The organism is Variovorax sp. GW823-FHT04F07 (assembly GCF_058795995.1).
The window spans coordinates 113,409-133,699 of record NZ_JBXAIG010000008.1; the positions used below are offsets into that span (position 1 = coordinate 113,409).

The following is a 20,291-nucleotide window of genomic DNA, read 5'->3' on the forward strand; positions in this document are numbered from 1 at the left end:
ATTGCTCCTATTTTGATAGCGAATCACACAGGATTCGCAAGGGGCGGAGGCTGCTCAGAACACGATGCCATTCCAGCGAAGCTCGGGGCGAACTTCATTGGAATGACACAGCTTCGCTCTGTTGGGCACTCCGAAAGTGGATCGCGAAGTAAAAAACGCCTGAGCTAGCGGACTAACCCAGGCGTTTTTTCATGCGATTCGAATTACTTGCGCAGACCCAGCTTGGCGATCAGCGCGGTGTAACGCTCAGCGTCCTTGGACTTGAGGTAGTCCAGGAGCTTGCGACGGCGGCTGACCATGCGCAGCAGGCCGCGACGACCGTGGTGGTCCTTGGCGTGCGTCTTGAAGTGGGGGGTCAGCTCGTTGATACGAGCGGTCAGCAGTGCGACTTGCACTTCGGGGCTGCCGGTGTCGTTGGCTGCACGGGCGTTGTCCTTGACAACTTCGGCCTTGATGGAGGCTGCGATCATGTTGAATTTCCTTGTTCCGGGATGTTTGACTTGCGGTGAGCACTGGAACTGCCCTCACCGTGCGCCTTGCGGCATGCAAAGCTTTGGGAGTATACATCGGCCGGCTTGACCGCTCCTTCCCGCCGCCTTCCGTCAAGCGAAACCAGCCCCACGGCCCCCAGCACACAGGTGGCGCCGGCGACCTGGGCCCACCCCACCGCCTCCCCCAGCCACCACGCCGCCAGGACCAGCGCCGACACCGGCATCAGCGCCGTGAACAGCGCCGCCTCGGCACCGCGCAGCCGGGCGGCGCCCGCGTACCAGAGCAGGAAACCCGCCACCGTCGGCACCAGCGCGTAGTAAGCCACCCCGGCCAGCGCCTCCGCCGGCACCGGCTGAAGCCAGGCGCGCTCCAGCAGCGCCGGAACCACGGACAGCAGCAGCCCCAGCGCGACCATCGCCGTCGATTGCACGAGCGGCGCCAGCGGCACGCGCAGCCGCTTGTTGAGCAGGATGAACAGCGACTCGAGCGCCACCGCCCCCAGCACCAGCAGGTTGCCAAGCAGCGCGGTCGACGTGCGCGCCCCGCCCCCGTCGCCCGAACGCAGCGTGATCGCCAGCACGCCCAGGCTCGCGAGCACGATCCCGCCCACTAGGTAGCGCCCCGGCCGCTCGCGCAGCGCCAGCACGGCCACCAGCGCGGCCATGGCCGGCAGCGTGCCGGTCACCACGCCCGCATCGGCGGCCGGTGCCCAGCGCACGCCCAGGATCAGCAGCACCGTGTAGCCCACGCTGCCCGCCGCCGCCTGGCACAGCAGCAGCACGGCGTCGTGGCGGTCCGGGCGCGGCCAGCGCACGCGCATGACCCCCATCAGCGCCACGAACACGGGCAGCGCCAGCGCAAAGCGCAGCGCGGTCGCCGTGAACGGCGGCAAGCCGCTCGCGATGAGCTTGCTCGCGACCACCGTGCTGCCGACCGTGACCATCGCGAGCGCGCACAGCCACATTCCCTTGCTTCGTTCCGACATGCTGATCGCCTTCCGTTTTGCAGAAAGCTCGAGCGTCTCCCGCCAGGGGCGCGGCGGTCTTGAACGAAATTGCAGGAATCGAGCTAGCGCGCCGCCGCATACGCCCCGGGCGTGAAGCCCAGGAAGCGCACGAAGGCCCGCGTCATGTGGCTCTGGTCAGAGAAGCCTGCGCCGGCCGCGGCATCGGCCAGCGCCCTGCCCTGCGCGATCAGCCGGCGGGCGCGCGACAACCGGCATTGCTGCAGCCAGGCATGCGGCGGCAGGCCGAAGGCGGCTGCAAAGCCGCGCAGCAACTGGTAGCGGCTCAGGCCCGCCTCGCGCGCCAGTTCGGCGAGCGTGGGCGCGTGGATGCAGTCGTCGGCGATGCGTGCACGCGCACGCTCCATCGCTGCCGGCGCCACGCGCTTCGGCGCCTCCGGAGCCCGCGCGCCGGGTGCATCGCGCAGCAGTTGCAGCACGCCCTGCTCCAGCGCCAGCGCGTCGTCGCCTTCGACGACGGCCGCGAACAACCGGTCGAAGCCCTGCCGCAGCGCCGGATCGCTCAGCACCGGCCGCGTCAGCTCGAACCCCGTCGGCACCCCGCCCGACAGCAGCGTGGGCGCCAGGTGCAGCATGCGCCAGGCCCGCGCTTCGCCGCGCATCGCGACGCCGTCGTGCACCTCGCCCGGATTCACCGTGATGACATCGCCGCGCACCGCCTCGACCGCGCCACGCCCGCTGGCCGAGCGCTGTCCACCGCGGTCCATCACGCCGATGCCGAACACGTCGTGCATGTGGCGCGGAAAGCTGCGCTTCGATTCAGCCGCGATCGCCTGCAGGCCCGGCAGCGCCGATCCGCGGATGCGCACGGCATCGACGGGCGCAGACCTCAAGGCCATGCCGGAAAGCCTCAGCGCGCCTGCTTGGCCAGCCAGCCGCGCAGCCGCTCCACGCCCTGCACCAGCCGCTGCGGATCTTTCGACGCAAAGCACCAGCGCAGCCAGCCCTGCGCCTCGGGCGCGAAGGCATTGCCCGGCGCGAGCCCCAGGCCCGCTTCGGCGACCAGGCGCTTGGCGAGCTCGAGCGAATCGCCGAAACCTTCGAGCCGGAAGAAGGCATACATGCCGCCCTTGGCCGGCGCCACCTGCACGCCCGGCACCGCCGCCAGCAACGGCACCAGCGTGTCGCGGCATTGCTTCAAGTGCGCGACCACGCGCGGCGTGATGTCGGCCGTGTGCTCCAGCGCCGCGATGGCGGCACGCTGCGTGAACACGCTGGCGCACGAGGTGTTGAACTCGATCAGCTTGCCGATGCCGTCGACCATCGCCGGCGGCAGCACCAGCCAACCGAGGCGCCAGCCGGTCATGAGGAAGCTCTTCGAGAAGCTGTGCGTCACGACGAGGCGATCGTCGGGCGTGGAAATGTCGAGGAAGCTCGGCGCGCACCCGTTCGGCGTGGGCTCGAAGTACAGGCGCTCGTACACCTCGTCGGCCAGGATCCAGGTGCCGGTCTGGCGGCAGTGGTCGAGCACGGCCTGCTGCTCGTCGCGCGTCATCGTCCAGCCCGTGGGGTTGTTCGGCGCATTGACGATCAACAGCTTCGTCTTGGGCATGACCGCCGCGCGCAACGCGGGCAGGTCGAGCGTCCACTGGCCGTTCACCGGCACCAGCGGCACGGTGCGCACCTGCGCGCCCATGATCGCCGGCTGCGCCGTGAGGTTGGGCCACACGGGCGTGACGGCGACCACGTCGTCGCCCGCATCGACCAGCGCCTGCACCGCGAGCATCAGCGCGCTCACGCCGCCCGAGGTGACGGCGATGCGCGAGGCGTCGACCGTCGGGTGCAGGCGGCTGGTGTAGCGCGCGATGGCTTCGCGCAGCTCGGGCAGGCCGAGGTTGTGCGCGTAGAAGGTTTCGCCGCGCTGCAGCGACTCGATGGCCGCCTGGCGGATCACCTCGGGAGTGACCTCGTCGCTCTCGCCGAACCAGAAGGCGAGCACGTCGTCGCGGCCCATGCCGGCATTGGCGACTTCGCGGATCTTCGAGGCTTCGAGGTGGTGGATGGCTTCACGCATGTCGGGGAGTTCCTGTGCTGTCGGGGTCATGCACCTCAGGGGCGCTTCATCTTGCAAGAGGTGGGCTGCTCGGCGCGCTCCGGCGCGATCGTCTTGATCACGCGAAAGCCATAGCCCGAGCCCTCGACGTCGAACTGCACGCCGGGCTTGCCTTGCTTGTCCATCACGCCCACCACGAGTTGCTGCTGGAACTGGTGGTCGGCCGCGCGCATGCGCCCGCGCTGGCCGTACAGGCTCACGTCGGCCTGCTCCAGTGCGCGCGCCAGCGGCACGGCCTCGGTGCTGCCCGCGCGTTCCAGCGCCTGCGCGAGCGACTCGACCAACAGCTGCATGCGCATGTGCACGTAGTCGTCGGCCGGGCGCGGAAAGCGCGTGCGGAAGGCGCGATAGAAGGCTTCGGACTGCGGCGTCTGCACGTTCGGCAGCCAGTCGGCCACGGCGACCACGCGGCCGATGCCCGCGTCGCCGATGGCGGCCGGCGCGCCCAGCGCATTGCCGTAGAAGGTGTAGAAGCTGCCGTTGAAGCCAGCCTCGCGCGCGGCCTTCACGAGCAGCGTGAGGTCGTTGCCCCAGTTGCCGGTGACCACCGCCTGCGCGCCGCTGGCGAGGATCTTGGTGGCGTAGGGCGCGAAGTCCTTCACCTTGCCCATCGGGTGCAGTTCGTCGCCGACGATCTCCACGTCGGGGCGCTGCACGCCCAGCTGGCGGCGCGACTCGCGCAGCACGGCCTGGCCGAAGCTGTAGTCCTGCCCGATCAGGTAGACGCGCTTGAGCGCCGCGTCGTCCTTGACCACGTCCATCAGCGCGGCCACGCGCATGTCGGCATGGGCGTCGAAGCGGAAGTGCCAGAAGCTGCAGCGCTCGTTGGTCAGCACCGGATCGACGGCCGAGTAGTTCAGGAAGATCACGCGCCGCGACGGGTCGCGCTCGTTGTTCTTGTCGATGGCATCGATCAGCGCCGCGGCCGTCACCGACGAGTTGCCCTGAAGCACGATGCGGGTGCCGTCGTCCATGGCCGCGCGCAGCGCCGACAGGGCCTCTTCGTTCTGGCCCTTGCTGTCGTAGCGGTCGAGCTGCAGCGGCCGCGCGCCGCCCGGCAGCTTCACGCCGCCGCGTGCGTTCACGCGCTCCACGGCCCACAACAGGTTGCGGAACACCGCCTCGCCGGTGTTGGCAAACGGGCCGCTCATGCTCTCGATGAGCGCCAGCCGGATCGGGGCGGGCTGCGGGGCCTGGGCGAAGCCGGCGAACGGGGTCGCGCATAGCGCCGCCGCAGCGAATTTCAAGGCCTGGCGGCGCCAAATAAAGGGGGTTTTCATTGTCTTGAAACGCGTGCCGATGCGCCTAGATGAGGTGTCAAGCGGCACTCACGATGGAAAGGCCGCGCAGTGTAAGGGACACACATTCCATGTCCCCATTGTGTTCATTCACCCTGGAGTTTTCGCCATGTTCTTCACCCCCACCCACCGCAGCGCGCATTTCGCTCCCCGTGCCCACGACCGCGCTTTCGAGCGCTTCGTGAACGAGGCCTTTGCCGGCGCCCGCCGCTCGCCCCTGGTCGAGCAGGACGACAAGAGCTGGACCCTGTCGCTGGACGTGCCCGGCCTGTCGCGTGAAGACCTGTCGGTGGCCATCGAAGGCGCCGTGGTCCGCATCGAAAGCAAGGCCGAAGCCAAGCGCCAGATCAAGCTCGCCTACGAGCTGCCGCAAGCCATCGACCTGGCCACCAGCGAAGCCAAGCTGGAGAACGGCGTGCTGACCCTGAAGCTCGGCAAGCTGGTGCCGGCAAGCCAGGTTTCGAACTTGCAGATCAACTAGTCCCGGCGATGCCCCCACGAAGAAAATGTTAGTGACAGCTTGTTTTGACTTTAAACAAGCGCCGTATTCACAATAGTGCCGGATAACGTCACATGATGTGACGATTTATTAGTACTTTCTTCTTCGTGGGCATCTCGTAAACGCATCGAGTTCCCGGGCGGTGCGGACAGCGGGTGTGCCTCAAGGCACCATGAAAACGCACCTGCAGTCAGCCAATGACAACGAACGGTCCGACACGCTCCTGATCTTCCTGCCAGGGGCCTACCTCAAACCCGAAGAGTTCGAGCGCGAGGGCTTCATCAGCGCCGTGCGCGAGCGGCACCTCGCAGCCGACGCACTGCTGGTCGATGCGGACGTCTCCTACTACTACGACCAGACCCTGAGCGAGCGGCTGCACGCCGACGTCATCGAGCCCCAGCGGGCCAAGGGCTACACCTCGATCTGGCTGGTCGGCATTTCCATCGGCGGGTTCGGCGCGCTGATCCACGAACTGGCGCGGCCGGGCTCGGTGGATGGCATCGTGGCGCTGGCGCCCTACCTGGGGCGCCGCGTGCTCGGCGCGGAAATCAAGAAGGCCGGCGGCCTGCGCGCCTGGCAGGCGCCCACCGGGCCGCAGCCCGACGAGGAACCCGACCGCAAGCTCTGGCCCTTCTTCCAGCAATACTTGGCGCCGAAGCCCTCCCAGGACCTGCCGCCGCTGTACCTGGGTTTCGGCCTGGCCGACCGCTTTGCCAGCAACCACAAGCTGCTGGCCGACGCCCTGCCCCCGGGGCGCGTGTTCACGACCGAAGGCGGCCACGACTGGCCCGAGTGGCGCCAGCTCTGGCGCAACGTGCTCGACGTGCTGCCGCTGCCCTCGCTGGGGCGTGCACGGCCGCAGCCGGCTATGCGGTTTCCGGCAGCGGCGTCTCGGGCGTCATCAGCGATGCCATCGGCCATCGCGGCTTGACGTCGAAGGCGTACCGCTCCGAGGCCTGCGACAGGCCTGACTGCAGCCGCATCGCGGCGGCCATGGCGATCATGGCGCCGTTGTCGGTGCACAGGTGCAGCTCGGGGTAGTGCACGCGCACCTTGCGCTTGGCGCAGGCCGCGTTCAGCTGCTCGCGCAGGTTCTTGTTGGCCCCCACGCCGCCGGCCACCACCAGCCGCTTCAGGCCGGTCTGGTCCAGCGCCGCGAGCGACTTCTTCAGCAGCACCTCGACGATGGCCGCCTGCGTGGAGGCGGCGAGGTCGGCCTTGCGCGCCTCGAGCTGGTCGCCGAGCTTCTTGGCCTGCGTGAGCACGGCCGTCTTCAGGCCGGCAAACGAAAAATCGAGGTCGCCGCTGTGCAGCAGCGGGCGCGGCAGCTTGAAGGCCGCGGCGTCGCCGTCTTCGGCCAGCTTCGCGAGCCAGGGGCCGCCGGGGTACGGCAGGCCCATGAGCTTGGCGCTCTTGTCAAAGGCCTCGCCGGCCGCGTCGTCGATGGTTTCGCCGAGCAGTTCGTAGCGGCCCACGCCGTCGACCCGCATCAGCTGCGTGTGGCCGCCCGACACCAGCAGCGCCACGAACGGAAACTCGGGCGGATCGGCACTCAGGAACGGCGACAGCAGATGCCCTTCGAGGTGATGCACCCCCAGCACCGGCTTGCCCAGCGCCACGCCGAGCGCGCAGGCCACGCCCGCACCCACGAGCAGCGCGCCGGCCAGGCCCGGCCCGCGCGTGTAGGCCACCACGTCGATCTCGGCCAGCGAGCGCCCGGCCTCGGCCATGACGGCTTCGGTGAGTGGCAGCACGCGGCGGATGTGGTCGCGGCTGGCCAGCTCGGGCACCACGCCGCCGTAGGCCTGGTGCATGGCGATCTGGCTGTGCAGCGCGTGCGAACGCAGCAGCGGCAGCGCGTCGCCGTGCGACTCGACCAGCGCCACGCCGGTCTCGTCGCAGGATGATTCGATTCCCAACAAGAGCATGGCGCCGAGTGTAGGGGCCGCCCGCCGGCGGCGCCCGCGAAGGGGCAAGCGAGGCACGGAAGTTGCACGAGCGGGATGCGCCCCTTCCGCGCCCCCACGAATGACTTCCGGCCTGAGCTTCCTGATCGCCGCGCGCCGATGCGAGATCGACGCGCTGGACCAGCTCGCGCGCACCAGCGAGCTGGTCGGCGCCATCGGGCGGCTCGTGCATGCGCTGCAGCGCGAGCGCGGCATGTCGAACGTGTTCCTGGCCTCGCACGGCGGGCGCTTTGCCGACCAGCGCGGCCCGCAGATCGCCGAATGCCTGGCGCTCGAGCAGCAGGTGCGCGCCGGCTTCGACCGGCTCGAGGCCGAGCACCACCGCGCGGTGGGCGCCGGCCACGGCGCGCGCCTGTTCAGCCGCATCGCCTGGGTGCTGCCCGGCCTGGACGCCCTGCCCGCGCTGCGCCGGCGCATCGACGCGCTCGAACTCCAGCCCGCGCAGGCCGTGGCCGCCTTCGCCAAGCTGGTGGCCGGCCTGCTGGCGGTGGTGTTCGAGGCGGCCGACGGCGCCACCGACCCCGAGATCTCGCGCCTGCTGGTGGCGATGTTCAACTTCATGCAGGGCAAGGAGTTCGCCGGCCAGGAGCGGGCCTTCGGCGCCGCCGCGCTCGCGCTGGGCCGGGGCGACGATGCGCAGCGCCAGCAGTGGCGCCACCTCATCGAGTCGCAGGAGCGCTGCTTCCAGGTGTTCATCGACTTCTCGGGCGACGCGGTGCGCACGCTCTGGCACGACAGCCAGTCGGACGCCGTGCTGGCCGAGCTCGAGCGCCTGCGTCGCAAGGGCGCCACCTCGGTGCCGGCCGACGCGCTGCTGAGCCAGGCCTGGTTCGACTGCTGCACGCGGCGCATCGACGCCATGCAGACGGTCGAGAACCGCCTCTCGGCCGACCTGCGCGCGCTGTGCGACCACAAGACCGCCCAGGCCCGCAGCGAGCTGGCCGCGTACCGGCAACTGCTCGGCACGCTGGCCCCGCAGGCCGGCGGCGCGCTGTTCTTCGACGATGCCCAGCAGGCGCAGGACGCCACGCCGGCGCAGCTCGGGCGCCACCTCGAACGCTCGGTGCTCGACATGGTCCAGGAGCAGTCGCAGCGCCTGCAGGCCATGAGCGACGAACTCGACACCGTGCGCGCCTCGCTCAACGAACGCAAGATCGTCGAGCGCGCCAAGGGCCTGCTGATGGCGCACCGGCGCCTGAGCGAGGCCGAGGCGCACAAGATGCTGCGCCAGACCGCCATGAACCAGAAGCGCCGCCTCGTCGACGTGGCCGAGTCGATGCTGGCCATGGCCGACTACCTGCCGCTCGAGCCTGCACCGCGGCGCTGACCCGGGCCGCTTGGATTGGTGCAGCGCACAACAACTGTGCGTCGCCCGGGTTAGCGAGCCAGCAGGAACTTTCTCCTGCGCCGGCGCGCCCTGCCAGCTATCTTTTCCATAGCTCCCACCGGCGGCTTCGGGCTGGCACACCGCTTGCATGGAGCTTGTCACAGACCGCAAGGTCTTCAGGCAGGTTGCACCCAACGGCGGGTGCGGCCCACCGAACCGGACAAAGGCGTCCCCATCCCGCAAGGGCTCGTTCACGAGCAGCCCCTGCGCGGTGCGGACGCCTTTTCGTTTTTGTCTTTCACTTCTGGAGCCCCGCCCATGTCCGATCTGCTGCTGAAAACCAAACTGAGCCGGCGCCGCGTGCTGCAGGCCGCCGCCCTCGGCGCCGTGGGCATCGACCCCGCGCTGCGCGCCGCCGTCTGGGCCCAGGGCTCGGACAAGCCCGAGAAGGAAGAAGTGAAGATCGGCTTCATCCCGCTGACCGACTGCGCCAGCGTGGTGATGGCCTCGGTGCTGGGCATCGACAAGAAGTACGGCGTGAAGATCGTGCCCAGCAAGGAAGCCAGCTGGGCCGGCGTGCGCGACAAGCTCGTGAACGGCGACCTCGACATGGCGCACGTGCTCTACGGCCTGGTCTACGGCATGCACCTGGGCGTGAGCGGCCCGAAGAAGGACATGGCCGTGCTCATGACCCTCAACAACAACGGCCAGGCCATCACGCTGTCGAAGAAGCTGGCCGACAAGGGCGCGGTCGATGCGGCCTCGCTCGCCAAGCTCATCGCCAAGGAAAAGGGCGAATACACCTTCGCCCACACCTTCCCCACCGGCACGCACGCCATGTGGCTCTACTACTGGCTCGCCTCGGCCGGCATCGACCCGTTCAAGGACGTGAAGAACATCACCGTGCCGCCCCCGCAGATGGTGGCCAACATGCGCGTGGGCAACATGGACGGCTACTGCGTCGGCGAGCCCTGGGGCCAGCGCGCGATCATGGACGGCATCGGCTTCACCGGCATCACGACGCAGGACATCTGGAAGGACCACCCCGAGAAGGTGCTGGGCTGCACCGCGGAGTTCACGAAGAAGTACCCGAACACCGCGCGCGCCGTCACCGCCGCGATCCTCGAGGCCGGCAAGTGGATCGACACCGGCCTGCAGAACAAGAACAAGATGGCCGAAACCATCGCTGACAAGAGCTACGTCAACACCAGCGTGGACGCCATCAACCAGCGCATCCTGGGCCGCTACACCAACGGCCTGGGCAAGAGCTGGGACGACCCGAACCACATGAAGTTCTACAACGGCGGCGCCGTGAACTTCCCGTACCTGTCGGACGGCATGTGGTTCCTCACGCAGCACAAGCGCTGGGGCCTGCTGAAGGAACACCCCGACTACCTGAAGGTGGCCACCGAGATCAACCGCATCGACATCTACAAGCAGGCCGCCGCCGCCACGCAGACGCCCGTGCCCAAGGACGTGCTGCGCACCAGCAAGCTCTTCGACGGCACCGTCTGGGACGGCAAGGACCCGAAGAAGTACGCCGAGTCTTTCAAGCTCCATGTCTGAGGAGAAACGCACCATGGTCAGCGCTGTCTTCCATTCCCCGCTCGACGCCGTGGCCTCGCAGGTCACCGCGCCCGTGGTGTCCAGGCCCCTGGCGCCCGCCCCCGCTGCGGCCGCTGCGGCCGTTGCGGCGGCGGCACGCGTGCCCCGCACCCGCACGCCCCTCGATCTGCGCGCCTTCTGGATGCGCGTGCTCCCGCCGTTCCTGGGCTTCGGCCTGCTGGTGCTGGTGTGGGAGATCGTGGCCATGAAGAGCACCACCGGCTTCCCTTCGCCGCTGGCCACCTGGCAGCAGGCGCTCACGGTGTTCAGCGATCCGTTCTACAGCAAGGGGCCGAACGACCAGGGCGTGGGCTGGAACGTGCTGTCGTCGCTGCAGCGCGTGGCGCTGGGCTTCGGCCTCGCCGCTGCGGTCGGCATTCCGGCCGGCTTCGCCATCGGGCGCTTCGAGTTCCTCTCGCGCATGTTCAACCCGCTGATCAGCCTGCTGCGCCCGGTGTCGCCGCTCGCGTGGCTGCCCATCGGCCTGCTGGTGTTCAAGGGCGCCAACCCGGCCGCGATCTGGACCATCTTCATCTGCTCGATCTGGCCGATGGTCATCAACACCGCCGTGGGCGTGCAGCGCGTGCCCAGCGACTACATGAACGTGGCCAAGGTGCTCAACCTCAGCGAATGGAAGATCCTCACCAAGATCCTCTTTCCCGCCGTGCTGCCCTACATGCTCACCGGCGTGCGCCTGGCCGTGGGCACCGCGTGGCTGGTGATCGTCGCGGCCGAGATGCTCACGGGCGGCGTGGGCATCGGCTTCTGGGTGTGGGACGAGTGGAACAACCTCAACGTCGCCAACATCATCATCGCGATCTTCGTGATCGGCATCGTCGGCCTGGTGCTGGAGTTCGCGCTCATCAAGCTCGCCACCGCATTCACGTTCGAAGAGGTGAAGTCATGAACGACGATTCGAAGTACATCGAGATCCACAACGTCGAACAGGCGTTCAAGACGCCCAAGGGCCGCTTCGTCGCGCTGCGCGACGTGAACCTGAACGTGGCCAAGGGCGAGTTCGTCACGCTCATCGGCCACTCGGGCTGCGGCAAGTCGACGCTGCTGAACCTCATCGCCGGGCTGACCACACCCACGCAAGGCGTGCTGCTGTGCGCCAACAAGGAGATCAAGGGCCCGGGGCCCGAGCGCGCCGTGGTGTTCCAGAACCACTCGCTGCTGCCCTGGCTCACCTGCTTCGAGAACGTGTACCTCGCGGTCGAGCGCGTGTTCGCGGCCACCGAGAACAAGGCGCAGCTGCGCGAGCGCACCGACGCGGCGCTCGCGCTGGTGGGCCTCACGCCCGCCGCGCAGAAGCGCCCCGGCGAAATCTCGGGCGGCATGAAGCAGCGCGTGGGCATCGCCCGTGCGCTGTCGATGGAACCCAAGGTGCTGCTGATGGACGAGCCCTTCGGCGCGCTCGACGCCCTCACCCGCGCCAAGCTGCAGGACGAGCTGCTCGCCATCGTGCAGAAGACGCACAGCACCGTCGTCATGGTCACGCACGACGTCGACGAAGCCGTGCTGCTGAGCGACCGCATCGTGATGCTCACCAACGGCCCGGCCGCCACCATCGGTGACGTGCTGGCGGTGGACATCGCGCGCCCGCGCAACCGCGTGGCGCTGGCCGAAGACCCGGCCTATGTGCACGCGCGCAAGGCGGTGATCGATTTTCTCTACACGCGCCAGGCGCATGTGGAGAAGGCCGCGGCCTGACCCGGCAGGCACAGCACCACGGGCGTCAGGACATGATGACCTGCAGGCTGTGCTCGTACCACCCCGTGAGGCGCTCGAAGGTGTCCACGAGCGCCTCGCTGGAACGCACCAGCGTGGCGCGCCCCTCGGCACTGTCGAGCGCCTGCACGCCACCGACGAGGCGCAGCCACTCGTCGCGCGCGCTCGCCAGTCCGGCACGGATCTCGGGCGAGCTGAGCGGCGCGCGCTCCAGCTCCAGCAGCGCGGCTTCGAATTCGTTCATGGTCGGCAACAGCCGCTCGCGCGAGGCACCGGCCGCGAGCGTCGAGGCCAGCAGCGCGTCCTTGGCCAGTCGCTGCGCGCGCATGCGCTGCCGTCCGCAGATGTTGACGATGCGCAGTGCGCGCCGCGCACCCGAGGCCTCCAGCGCGTCCGTCAGCGACTCGGCCGCCGACAGCAAGGCCTCGCCGCGCGCGTCGATCGCCGCCAGCCCCTGCGACGCGGGCTTGGCCGCCAGCAGCGCGGCCAGCGCGAGCCACGCGGCCTGCACCTCGCCGAGCGCCTGCACGCCCGCCGGCCCCAGCTCGAGGGCCGTCAGATGATCCAGCGTCTGCTGCACCCGCTCGGTCGACTGCGTGCGCAGCACGCGCGCGCGCTGCGCGTCGATGCCGGCCGCGAGCTGCGCCGCCACGCGCACCAGCCGCTGCGAGAGCATGCGCAGCTGGCCCGCGCGGTTGATCGCCTCGGCCCACTGCGCGGCCTCGATGACCGAGCGCGACACCTCGCCCAGCCGCAGGTTGGCGTGCATCGCGGCGCCGCGCAGCAGGCCGAAGGCCTCGTCCTCGCCGATGCCGCGCGCGGACATCAGCAGGCCCTTGGCGCGATCGACCCACTTGCGCTCGTCCATGCGCGTGCGCAAGGCGTCGAGCTCGGTGCGCAGCGCGGCCTCGCGGGTCCAGCGGGCCTGCGCCTGCGCGGTCAGTGCGGCGAACGCATCGGCGCTCTCGATGGGTACCCACCCGTGCACGCCCGCGGCCACGAGCGCCGCATGCTGGGCGCCGTCCAGCGGCGCGCTCATCACGCCCAATGCACACGGCGGTGCGCCGCCCCAGGGGGCCAGTGCCTCGAGCAGCGCGTCGAGCTGCGGCTCTGTTGCATCCAGATGCACCAGGACCATCGACGGTGCGAGCGCCTGCGTGCGCTGCACCAGCGTGTGGCAGCCCGCGCGCCCGAGCACCGCGACGCCCGCGGCATCGATCGACTGCTGCAGCGACGCCGGCAAGGGCTCGCCTTCAGCGGGTTCAGGGGAAAGGACGACGAGAAGGGACATGGCGGCAAGGTGTGGCAAGGCCCGGGAAGCATAGGCCACGCCAGCCTGCATTCGCAGGCACGCCTCTTGCATCGAAGGGGGCACGGTGTAACGAAGCACCGCTTTGGTGAGGCTGCAGGTTCCTGCATCCAACCCGGCCCTCCTCAGGCCGGGCTCACCCCCATGCCGACGGCATTCGCCGCCGGCCTCCCGACTCCACCCCTGTCCGTCGACACGACCGCTGCCCGGTCGCGCCGCGGCTTTTTGCACCTTTGAACACCATGTCCGGTTTCAGGAATTTCTTGCAGTCAGGCCACAGTCCGACCCTGTTCGCGGCCTTCCTGTACTTCTCGTTCTCCTGCTGCATCTGGGTGCTCAACGGCGCCATGGCGCCCTTCATCGGCGAGACCTTCAACCTCTCGCCCGCGCAGAAGGGCCTGATGCTGTCGGTGCCGATCATCGCGGGCGCGCTCATGCGCTTTCCGCTGGGCCTGCTGTCGCAGTACATCGGCCGCAAGAAGGCCACGCTGGTCGAGATGGGCCTGATCGCCGTGGCGATGCTGTTCGGCTTCTTCTTCGTGAAGAGCTTCAACGACCTGCTCGCGATGGGCGTGCTGCTGGGCATCGCGGGTGCGAGCTTCGGTGTGGCGCTGTCGCTGGGCTCGGGCTGGTTCCCGCCGCAGCACAAGGGCCTGGCGATGGGCCTGGTGGGCGCGGGCAACGTGGGCACGGCCGTGTCGGTGCTGGTGGCGCCGCCGCTGGCCAACTGGCTGGGCTGGCAGGCGGTGTACGGCGTGGCCGCCGTCGCGATCCTCATCCCGATGGTCGTGATGGTGTTCTTCGCCAAGGAGCCGCCGGACGTGGACCCGCACGGCAGCTTCCGCGCACACATCGCCTGCCTGTTCGAGAAAGACGGCTGGGTCTTCAGCCTGATCTACGGCGTGACCTTCGGCGGCTTCATCGGCCTCACGACCTTCCTGCCCTCGTACTACTACGACCAGTTCGGCGTGAGCAAGGTGCAGGCCGGCCAGCTGACGATGCTCGCGGCCTTCATGGGCGCGGCGGTGCGCATCGTGGGCGGCTGGCTGTCCGACCGCTGGGGCGGCGTGAACACGCTCACGGTGGTGCTGCTGGTGGTGGCCGTGGGCCTCGTGCTGGTGGGCTTCTCGTCGGGCTCGCTGGCGCTCACCACGCTGCTGCTCATCGTCTGCTTCGCCGCACTGGGCGCGGGCAACGGCGCGCTGTTCCAGCTGGTGCCGCTGCGCTGGCCCACGAGCACGGCGGTGGCCGGCTCGATGATCGGCGAGATCGGCGCCCTCGGCGGCGGCCTGGTGCCCAACGCCATGGGCCTGTCGAAGCAGTACCTGGGCAGCTACGCCTGGGGCTTCGTGTTCTTCGGCGCGCTCTCGCTGGCGATGCTGGGCGTGATGCGCGTGATGCAGATCCGCTGGACGCGCACCTGGGCCGAAAAAGGCGGACGCGCGCGCGTCACGCCGGCGCCTGCGGTTGCCAAGCCCTCGCCCGTTCGCAAGGCCGCCCGTTCATGAGCCTCTTCGCCCGCCCCCGCTCAACGTGGCAGGAAGAGAAGCCACACGATGAGCAGCACGTTGAACAGCACCGACACGCCGAGCGCGAGCTGGTACAGCGCGAGCGGATCGCGGCGGATCAGCGGCGTGGCGGCGGGCGCGTTCACGGGGCGCGAGGCGCCGCGCTCCAGCGCGAGCAGCATCTCCTCGGCGGTCTCGAAGCGTTCGCGCGGATCGCGGGCCACGGCCTTGCGCACCAAATGGTCGAGCCACACGGGCACGTCGGGCCGCAAGCGCGAGAGCGCGACCGGATCGCGCCGGTAGCGCGCCACCTGGTAGGGCTCGATCTCGCCGTAGGGCAGGTGCCCGCCCAGCCACTGGTAGAGCGTGGCCCCGAGCGCGAACAGGTCGCTGCCCGCATCGGCCACGCCGCCTTCCTCCCACTGCTCGGGGTTGATGTAGCTCGGCGTGCCCGCATGCAGCTCGCGCTGCGCCGCGCCTTCGCGGCCCGAGATCGCCACGCCCAGGTCGAGGATGCGCCAGCGCCCGTCGTCGTCCCGGTGCAGGTTGCCGGGCTTGATGTCGCGGTGGACCACGCCGTGGCGGTGCAGCCGCCCGAGTGCGCGGCTCACCTCGATGGCCGCGGCCACCACCTCGGCCACGGTGCCGCGCGTGCCGTCCTTGCGCATCTGCTCGAGCGTGCGCCCGCCGTGCCAGTCGAACACGATGTACAGCGCGCTGGCGTCCGGTGCGCGCTCGTGCACACGCACGAAGCCGCCGCCCTGCCCCACGCGCTGCCCCAGCCAGGCCTCATGCGCCAGCATCGCGCGCTCCTGCGGGTCGCCGGCGCGCGAGGGGTGCAGGGTCTTGAGTGCGACCAGCTCGCGCGTGACCGGATGGCGCGCCTGGTACAGCAGGTGTACGCCGGTGTCGGCCACCAGGCCGGTGACGACGTAGCCGTCGAGCACGTCGCCCACCTTGAGCCACGGCGGCGGCGCGAGCCGGCGGCCGTCGCCGAGTTCGTCGTCGAGCTGGCGCGCATCGAGCCCCACAACGCGGATCACCAGCGCGGTCGCGTTGTCGCGCGTGCCGGCGTCCAGCGCGGCCTGTACCAGCGCCTCACTCGCGGCCTCGGCGTCGCCCTGCAGCGCGAGCGCGGCCACCTGCTGCGGCTTGAGCACGCCGTGCACGCCGTCGGTGCTGAGCACGAAGCAGTCGCCCACGCGCACGTCGCCCTGCAGGTAGTCGACACGCACCTGGTCGTCCAGGCCGATGGCGCGCGTGAGCCGGCTGCGCATGTCGGGGTGGTCGAAGGCGTGGTCCTGCGTGAGCAGCTGCGCGGGCTCGCCGTCGGCGCGCACGCGCCAGGCGCGCGTGTCGCCCACGTGGGCCAGCGTGTAGCTCTGGCCGTGCAGCACCAGCGCGGTGAGCGTGGTGAGCGCCGTGCCCGCGCCCTCCTGTTTTCCCTGGCGCCGGCGGTTGTGATCGGCCAGCCAGCCGTTCTGCGCGCCGATCAGGCGGTCGAGCGCGGCGGTCGGCTCCCAGGTCGCGGGCGTGGCGAAGTAGTCGGCCAGCAAACCCATCACCGTGGTCTGCGCCGCCTCGCGGCCGCGTCCGCCGCTCGAGACCCCATCGGCAATCGCCGCGATGAGCCCGCGTGCCTCGTCGCCGGCCGGCGCATGCACCGTGCCGGCAAAGTCCTCGTTCGCGTCGCGCGGCCCGCGCTGGCTGCTGTAGCCGATGTCCACTTCAAAGCTCATGGCGCGATTCTGACCGCGCGCCGCGGGCCGTCGTTCGGTTGATTTCCCTGAAAGGTCCCGCTCCATGAAGAAAATGAAACTCGTGATGGTCGGCAACGGCATGGCCGGCGTGCGCACGCTCGAGGAGCTGCTGAAGATCGCGCCCGACCTGTACGACATCACCGTCTTCGGCGCCGAGCCGCACCCCAACTACAACCGCATCCTGCTGTCGCCCGTGCTCGCGGGCGAGCAGACGGTGGACGAGATCGTGCTCAACAGCTGGGAGTGGTACTCGGACAACCACATCACGCTGCACGCCGGCAAGAAGGTGGTCGAGGTCGACCGCGTGAACCGCATCGTGCGCGCGGAAGACGGCACCGAGGCGCCCTACGACCGCCTGCTGATGTGCACCGGCTCCAACCCCTTCATGCTGCCCGTGCCCGGCAAGGACCTGAAGGGCGTGATCGCCTACCGCGACATCGCCGACACCGACTACATGATCGAGACCGCACGCACGCACAAGAACGCGGTGGTCATCGGCGGCGGCCTGCTCGGGCTCGAAGCCGCCAACGGCCTGATGCTGCGCGGCATGACCGTGACGGTGGTGCACGTGATGCCCTGGCTCATGGAGCGCCAGCTGGACGACGTGGCGGGCAAGCTGCTGCAGAAGTCGCTGGAAGACCGCGGCCTGAAGTTCCTCATGGGCGCACAGACGCAGGACCTGGTCGGGGGTGACGATGGCCGCGTGAAAGCCATCCGCTTCAAGGACGGCACCGAGGTCGCCGCCGACCTCGTGGTGATGGCCGTTGGCATCCGCCCCAATGTGGATCTGGCCGAGAAGATGCGCCTGCACTGCAACCGCGGCATCGTGGTGACCGACACGATGCAGACGGTGACCGACGCGCGCATCTACTCGGTGGGCGAATGCGCAGCGCACCGCGGCATCGCCTACGGGCTGGTGGCGCCGCTGTTCGAGCAGGCCAAGGTGGCGGCCAACCACCTCGCGCAGTTCGGCATCGGCCGCTACCTGGGGTCGCTCACGTCCACCAAGCTCAAGGTGACGGGCATCGACCTGTTCAGCGCCGGCGAGTTCATGGGCGGTGAAGGCACCGAAGAGATCGTGATGAGCGACCCCTTCGGCGGCGTCTACAAGAAGCTGGTGCTCAAGGACGACAAGCTCATCGGCGCCTGCCTGTACGGCGACACGGTGGACGGCAGCTGGTACTTCAAGCTGCTGCGCGACGGCCGCAGCGTGCACGACATCCGCGACAAGCTGATGTTCGGCGAATCGAACATCGGCGACACCGGCCACGAAGGCCACAGCAAGGCCGCAAGCATGCCCGACGACGCCGAGGTGTGCGGCTGCAACGGCGTGAACAAGGGCACCATCTGCAAGGCCATCAAGGAGAAGGGCCTGTTCACGCTCGACGAGGTGAAGAAGCACACCAAGGCCAGTGCCAGCTGCGGCTCGTGCACCGGGCTGGTCGAGCAGATTTTGATGTTCACGGCCGGCGGCGACTACTCCGCCACGCCCAAGAAGAAGGCCGTGTGCGGCTGCACCGACATGAGCCACCAGGACGTGCGCGACGCGATCCGCAAGGAGCACTGGCTCACGCACGACGCCGTGTACCGCGGCATGGGCTGGCGCACGCCCAACGGCTGCGCCACCTGCCGCCCGGCCGTCAACTACTACCTCATCAGCACCTGGCCCAAAGAAGCGAAGGACGATCCGCAGAGCCGCTTCATCAACGAGCGCAGCCACGCCAACATCCAAAAGGACGGCACCTACTCCGTCATTCCGCGCATGTGGGGCGGCCACACCACGCCCGACGAACTGCGCCGCATTGCCGACGCGGCCGACAAGTACAAGATCCCGACCGTCAAGGTCACGGGCGGCCAGCGCATCGACCTGCTGGGCGTGAAGAAGGAAGACCTCGAGGGCGTGTGGAAAGACATCGGCATGCCCAGCGGCTTTGCGTACGCCAAGTCGCTGCGCACGGTGAAGACCTGCGTGGGCAGCGAGTGGTGCCGCTTCGGCACGCAGGACAGCACGCAGATGGGCAAGGACCTGGAGCGCGCGCTGTGGGCCATGTACTCGCCGCACAAGGTCAAGCTGGCCGTGTCGGGCTGCCCGCGCAATTGCGCCGAGGCCGGCATCAAGGACGTCGGCGTGATCGGCGTCGACTCGGGCTGGGAGCTGTACGTGGGCGGCAACGGCGGCATCAAGACCGAGGTGGCGCAGTTCCTCGTGAAGGTGAAGACCGCCGAGGAAGTGATGGAACACGCCGGCGCCTTCCTGCAGCTGTACCGCGAGGAAGGCTGGTACCTGGAGCGCACCGTGCACTACATCGGCCGCGTCGGGCTGGACTACGTGAAGAAGAAGATCCTCGAAGACGCCGAAGGCCGCAAGTCGCTGTGGGAACGGCTGCAGTTCGCGCTCGACGGCGAGCCCGACCCGTGGTTCGAGTCGGCGCAGGCCTCGGTGGATGTGCGGCAGTTTGCGCCGCTGAGCGTGTGATCGGAGCGACCGCTTGAAACGACGACTCTTCATTGCCTCTTCCGCCCTCGCCGCACTCGCCCCGGTGGGCGCCCGTGCGCAGGTGGCCGACCTCAACGACGCCATCAACAAAGCCGGCCGCCAGCGCATGCTGTCGCAGCGCGCGAGCAAGGCCTATCTGGCGCTGGTGCAGAAGGTGGAGCCGCGCAGCGCGCAGCAGGTGCTCGACCGTTCCGTGGCGCTGTTCGAGCGGCAGCTCGGCGAGCTCAAGGCCTTCGCGCCCACGCCAACGCTGCGCGCCACCTACGACGGGCTGGACGGCGCCTGGCGCGCGTTCCGCACCGAACTGGCCGACGCGGCGCCCGGCCGGGACGCCGCCGCGCGGGTCGTCGCGCTCGACGCCGCCGTGCTCGCGCTGGCCCACCAGGGGACGGCGCAGTACGAGGCCGCCTCGGGCAAGCCGGTCGGGCGGCTGGTCAACATCGCGGGGCGCCAGCGCATGCTGTCGCAGCGCATGGCCAAGTGCTACCTGGCCGCGGCCATGCAGATCGACCCGGCCGGCAGCACCGCCGAGATCGCCAAGGCGCGCACCGAATTCCTGGCCGCGCTCGAGCTGCTGCGCAACGCGCCCGAGGCCACCGCGCAGATCCGCCAGGAGCTGGTGCTGGCCGATGCGCAATGGATGTTCTTCAACCGCGGCCTGCAGCGCCTGGACGGTGCGGGCGCCTCGCCCGCGCTGATGTCCGACGTGTTCGTGAGCAGCGAGAACCTGCTCGCGATCATGGACCGCGTGACCGGCCTGTACGCCGAGATCAAGACCTGACCCGCGCCCGCCCCCAAGACAAGAGAGCCCCACCATGAGCGATTGGAAAGCCATCTGCCGCCTCGACGACATCCCCGTGCTCGGCGCCCGCCGCGTGATGCGGCCCGCTGGCCTGGACGTGGCCGTGTTCCGCAATGCCGAGGACCAGGTCTTCGCCCTGCTCGACCGCTGCCCGCACAAGGGCGGTCCGCTGAGCCAGGGCATCGTGTTCGGCACCAGCGTGGCCTGCCCGCTGCACAACTGGGCCATCGGCCTGGACGACGGCTGCGCCCGCTCGCCCGACGAAGGCTGTACGCCCAAGTTCGCGGTGAAGCTCGAAGACGGCGTGGTGCACCTGGACGCCGGCGAGCTGGCCACGCACGCGCTCGACCTGGAGCGCCCGGTCGCCGGGCCGCAGCGCCTGGCCGCCGTGACGGTCCTGTCCCCGGAAGAAGGTTGAG

General features: G+C 69.4%; 18 protein-coding genes. 10 read left to right on the forward strand and 8 right to left on the reverse strand.

Annotated features, from left to right (window positions below; all coding sequences use genetic code 11):
• Positions 1–203: 203 nt before the first annotated feature.
• The 5 genes from rpsO to AC1RAA_RS28005 form a co-directional block, all read right to left on the reverse strand.
• On the reverse strand, positions 204–470 hold the full coding sequence (gene rpsO, locus AC1RAA_RS27985; RefSeq protein ID WP_056579564.1) for a 30S ribosomal protein S15: 267 nt from the start codon (positions 468–470) through the stop codon (positions 204–206).
• Entirely contained in the window at positions 467–1,477 is a 1,011-nt protein-coding gene (locus AC1RAA_RS27990) for a DMT family transporter (protein WP_492727734.1), read from the reverse strand. Before AC1RAA_RS27990 ends, rpsO begins: the two co-directional genes overlap by 4 nt.
• Before the next feature lie 83 nt (positions 1,478–1,560).
• Positions 1,561–2,355: an AraC family transcriptional regulator gene (locus AC1RAA_RS27995; protein WP_492727735.1), complete on the reverse strand. Its 795-nt coding sequence runs from the start codon at positions 2,353–2,355 to the stop codon at positions 1,561–1,563.
• Positions 2,356–2,366: 11 nt separating this feature from the next.
• The gene (locus AC1RAA_RS28000) at positions 2,367–3,560 is read right to left on the reverse strand and encodes a pyridoxal phosphate-dependent aminotransferase (RefSeq protein WP_492727736.1); all 1,194 of its coding nucleotides are present in this window, start codon (positions 3,558–3,560) and stop codon (positions 2,367–2,369) included.
• A 5-nt stretch (positions 3,561–3,565) separates the two neighbouring features.
• Positions 3,566–4,849: a branched-chain amino acid ABC transporter substrate-binding protein gene (locus tag AC1RAA_RS28005; protein ID WP_492727737.1), complete on the reverse strand. Its 1,284-nt coding sequence runs from the start codon at positions 4,847–4,849 to the stop codon at positions 3,566–3,568.
• Positions 4,850–4,976: 127 nt separating this feature from the next.
• Here AC1RAA_RS28005 and AC1RAA_RS28010 point away from each other — a divergent pair, with 127 nt between their 5' ends.
• Complete coding sequence (locus AC1RAA_RS28010; RefSeq protein WP_062475437.1) at positions 4,977–5,348, forward strand: Hsp20/alpha crystallin family protein; 372 nt, start codon at positions 4,977–4,979, stop codon at positions 5,346–5,348.
• Positions 5,349–5,538: 190 nt separating this feature from the next.
• Positions 5,539–6,297: an alpha/beta hydrolase gene (locus tag AC1RAA_RS28015; RefSeq protein WP_307588906.1), complete on the forward strand. Its 759-nt coding sequence runs from the start codon at positions 5,539–5,541 to the stop codon at positions 6,295–6,297.
• Here AC1RAA_RS28015 and tsaD read toward each other — a convergent pair.
• Positions 6,233–7,294: a tRNA (adenosine(37)-N6)-threonylcarbamoyltransferase complex transferase subunit TsaD gene (gene tsaD / locus AC1RAA_RS28020; RefSeq protein ID WP_095949088.1), complete on the reverse strand. Its 1,062-nt coding sequence runs from the start codon at positions 7,292–7,294 to the stop codon at positions 6,233–6,235. The two genes, AC1RAA_RS28015 and tsaD, sit on opposite strands and share 65 nt — an antisense overlap.
• Before the next feature lie 100 nt (positions 7,295–7,394).
• On the opposite strand from tsaD, the gene AC1RAA_RS28025 reads away from it, so the two are divergent.
• The 4 genes from AC1RAA_RS28025 to AC1RAA_RS28040 all read left to right on the forward strand — a co-directional run bounded on the left by AC1RAA_RS28025 (position 7,395) and on the right by AC1RAA_RS28040 (position 11,978).
• A complete protein-coding gene (locus AC1RAA_RS28025) occupies positions 7,395–8,660 on the forward strand; it encodes a nitrate regulatory protein (protein WP_062475447.1) in 1,266 nt (421 codons plus the stop codon).
• Between the two features lie 318 nt (positions 8,661–8,978).
• The gene (locus AC1RAA_RS28030; protein WP_062475451.1) at positions 8,979–10,226 is read left to right on the forward strand and encodes a CmpA/NrtA family ABC transporter substrate-binding protein; all 1,248 of its coding nucleotides are present in this window, start codon (positions 8,979–8,981) and stop codon (positions 10,224–10,226) included.
• A gap of 13 nt (positions 10,227–10,239) precedes the next feature.
• Positions 10,240–11,172 carry a nitrate ABC transporter permease gene (gene ntrB / locus AC1RAA_RS28035; RefSeq protein ID WP_492727738.1) on the forward strand — a complete coding sequence of 311 codons (933 nt, stop codon included), beginning with the start codon at positions 10,240–10,242 and terminating at the stop codon, positions 11,170–11,172.
• The gene (locus tag AC1RAA_RS28040; protein WP_492727739.1) at positions 11,169–11,978 is read left to right on the forward strand and encodes an ABC transporter ATP-binding protein; all 810 of its coding nucleotides are present in this window, start codon (positions 11,169–11,171) and stop codon (positions 11,976–11,978) included. Before ntrB ends, AC1RAA_RS28040 begins: the two co-directional genes overlap by 4 nt.
• A 25-nt stretch (positions 11,979–12,003) precedes the next feature.
• Here AC1RAA_RS28040 and AC1RAA_RS28045 read toward each other — a convergent pair whose 3' ends face one another.
• Positions 12,004–13,287, reverse strand: coding sequence for an ANTAR domain-containing protein (locus AC1RAA_RS28045; RefSeq protein ID WP_492727740.1), 1,284 nt, complete (start codon positions 13,285–13,287; stop codon positions 12,004–12,006).
• Positions 13,288–13,547: 260 nt separating this feature from the next.
• Here AC1RAA_RS28045 and AC1RAA_RS28050 point away from each other — a divergent pair, with 260 nt between their 5' ends.
• Positions 13,548–14,813, forward strand: coding sequence for an MFS transporter (locus AC1RAA_RS28050; RefSeq protein ID WP_062475477.1), 1,266 nt, complete (start codon positions 13,548–13,550; stop codon positions 14,811–14,813).
• Positions 14,814–14,833: 20 nt separating this feature from the next.
• Here the strand turns inward: AC1RAA_RS28050 and AC1RAA_RS28055 are convergent, their stop codons facing one another.
• Positions 14,834–16,552 carry a bifunctional protein-serine/threonine kinase/phosphatase gene (locus tag AC1RAA_RS28055; protein WP_492727741.1) on the reverse strand — a complete coding sequence of 573 codons (1,719 nt, stop codon included), beginning with the start codon at positions 16,550–16,552 and terminating at the stop codon, positions 14,834–14,836.
• A 64-nt stretch (positions 16,553–16,616) separates the two neighbouring features.
• Here AC1RAA_RS28055 and nirB point away from each other — a divergent pair, with 64 nt between their 5' ends.
• The 3 genes from nirB to nirD are packed head-to-tail and all read left to right on the forward strand — an operon-like array spanning position 16,617 to position 20,290.
• A complete protein-coding gene (gene nirB / locus AC1RAA_RS28060) occupies positions 16,617–19,049 on the forward strand; it encodes a nitrite reductase large subunit NirB (RefSeq protein WP_492727742.1) in 2,433 nt (810 codons plus the stop codon).
• Positions 19,050–19,062: 13 nt separating this feature from the next.
• A complete protein-coding gene (locus tag AC1RAA_RS28065; RefSeq protein ID WP_369629495.1) occupies positions 19,063–19,851 on the forward strand; it encodes a type IV pili methyl-accepting chemotaxis transducer N-terminal domain-containing protein in 789 nt (262 codons plus the stop codon).
• 34 nt (positions 19,852–19,885) lie between these two features.
• On the forward strand, positions 19,886–20,290 hold the full coding sequence (gene nirD, locus AC1RAA_RS28070) for a nitrite reductase small subunit NirD (RefSeq protein ID WP_062475470.1): 405 nt from the start codon (positions 19,886–19,888) through the stop codon (positions 20,288–20,290).
• Position 20,291: the final 1 nt, after the last annotated feature.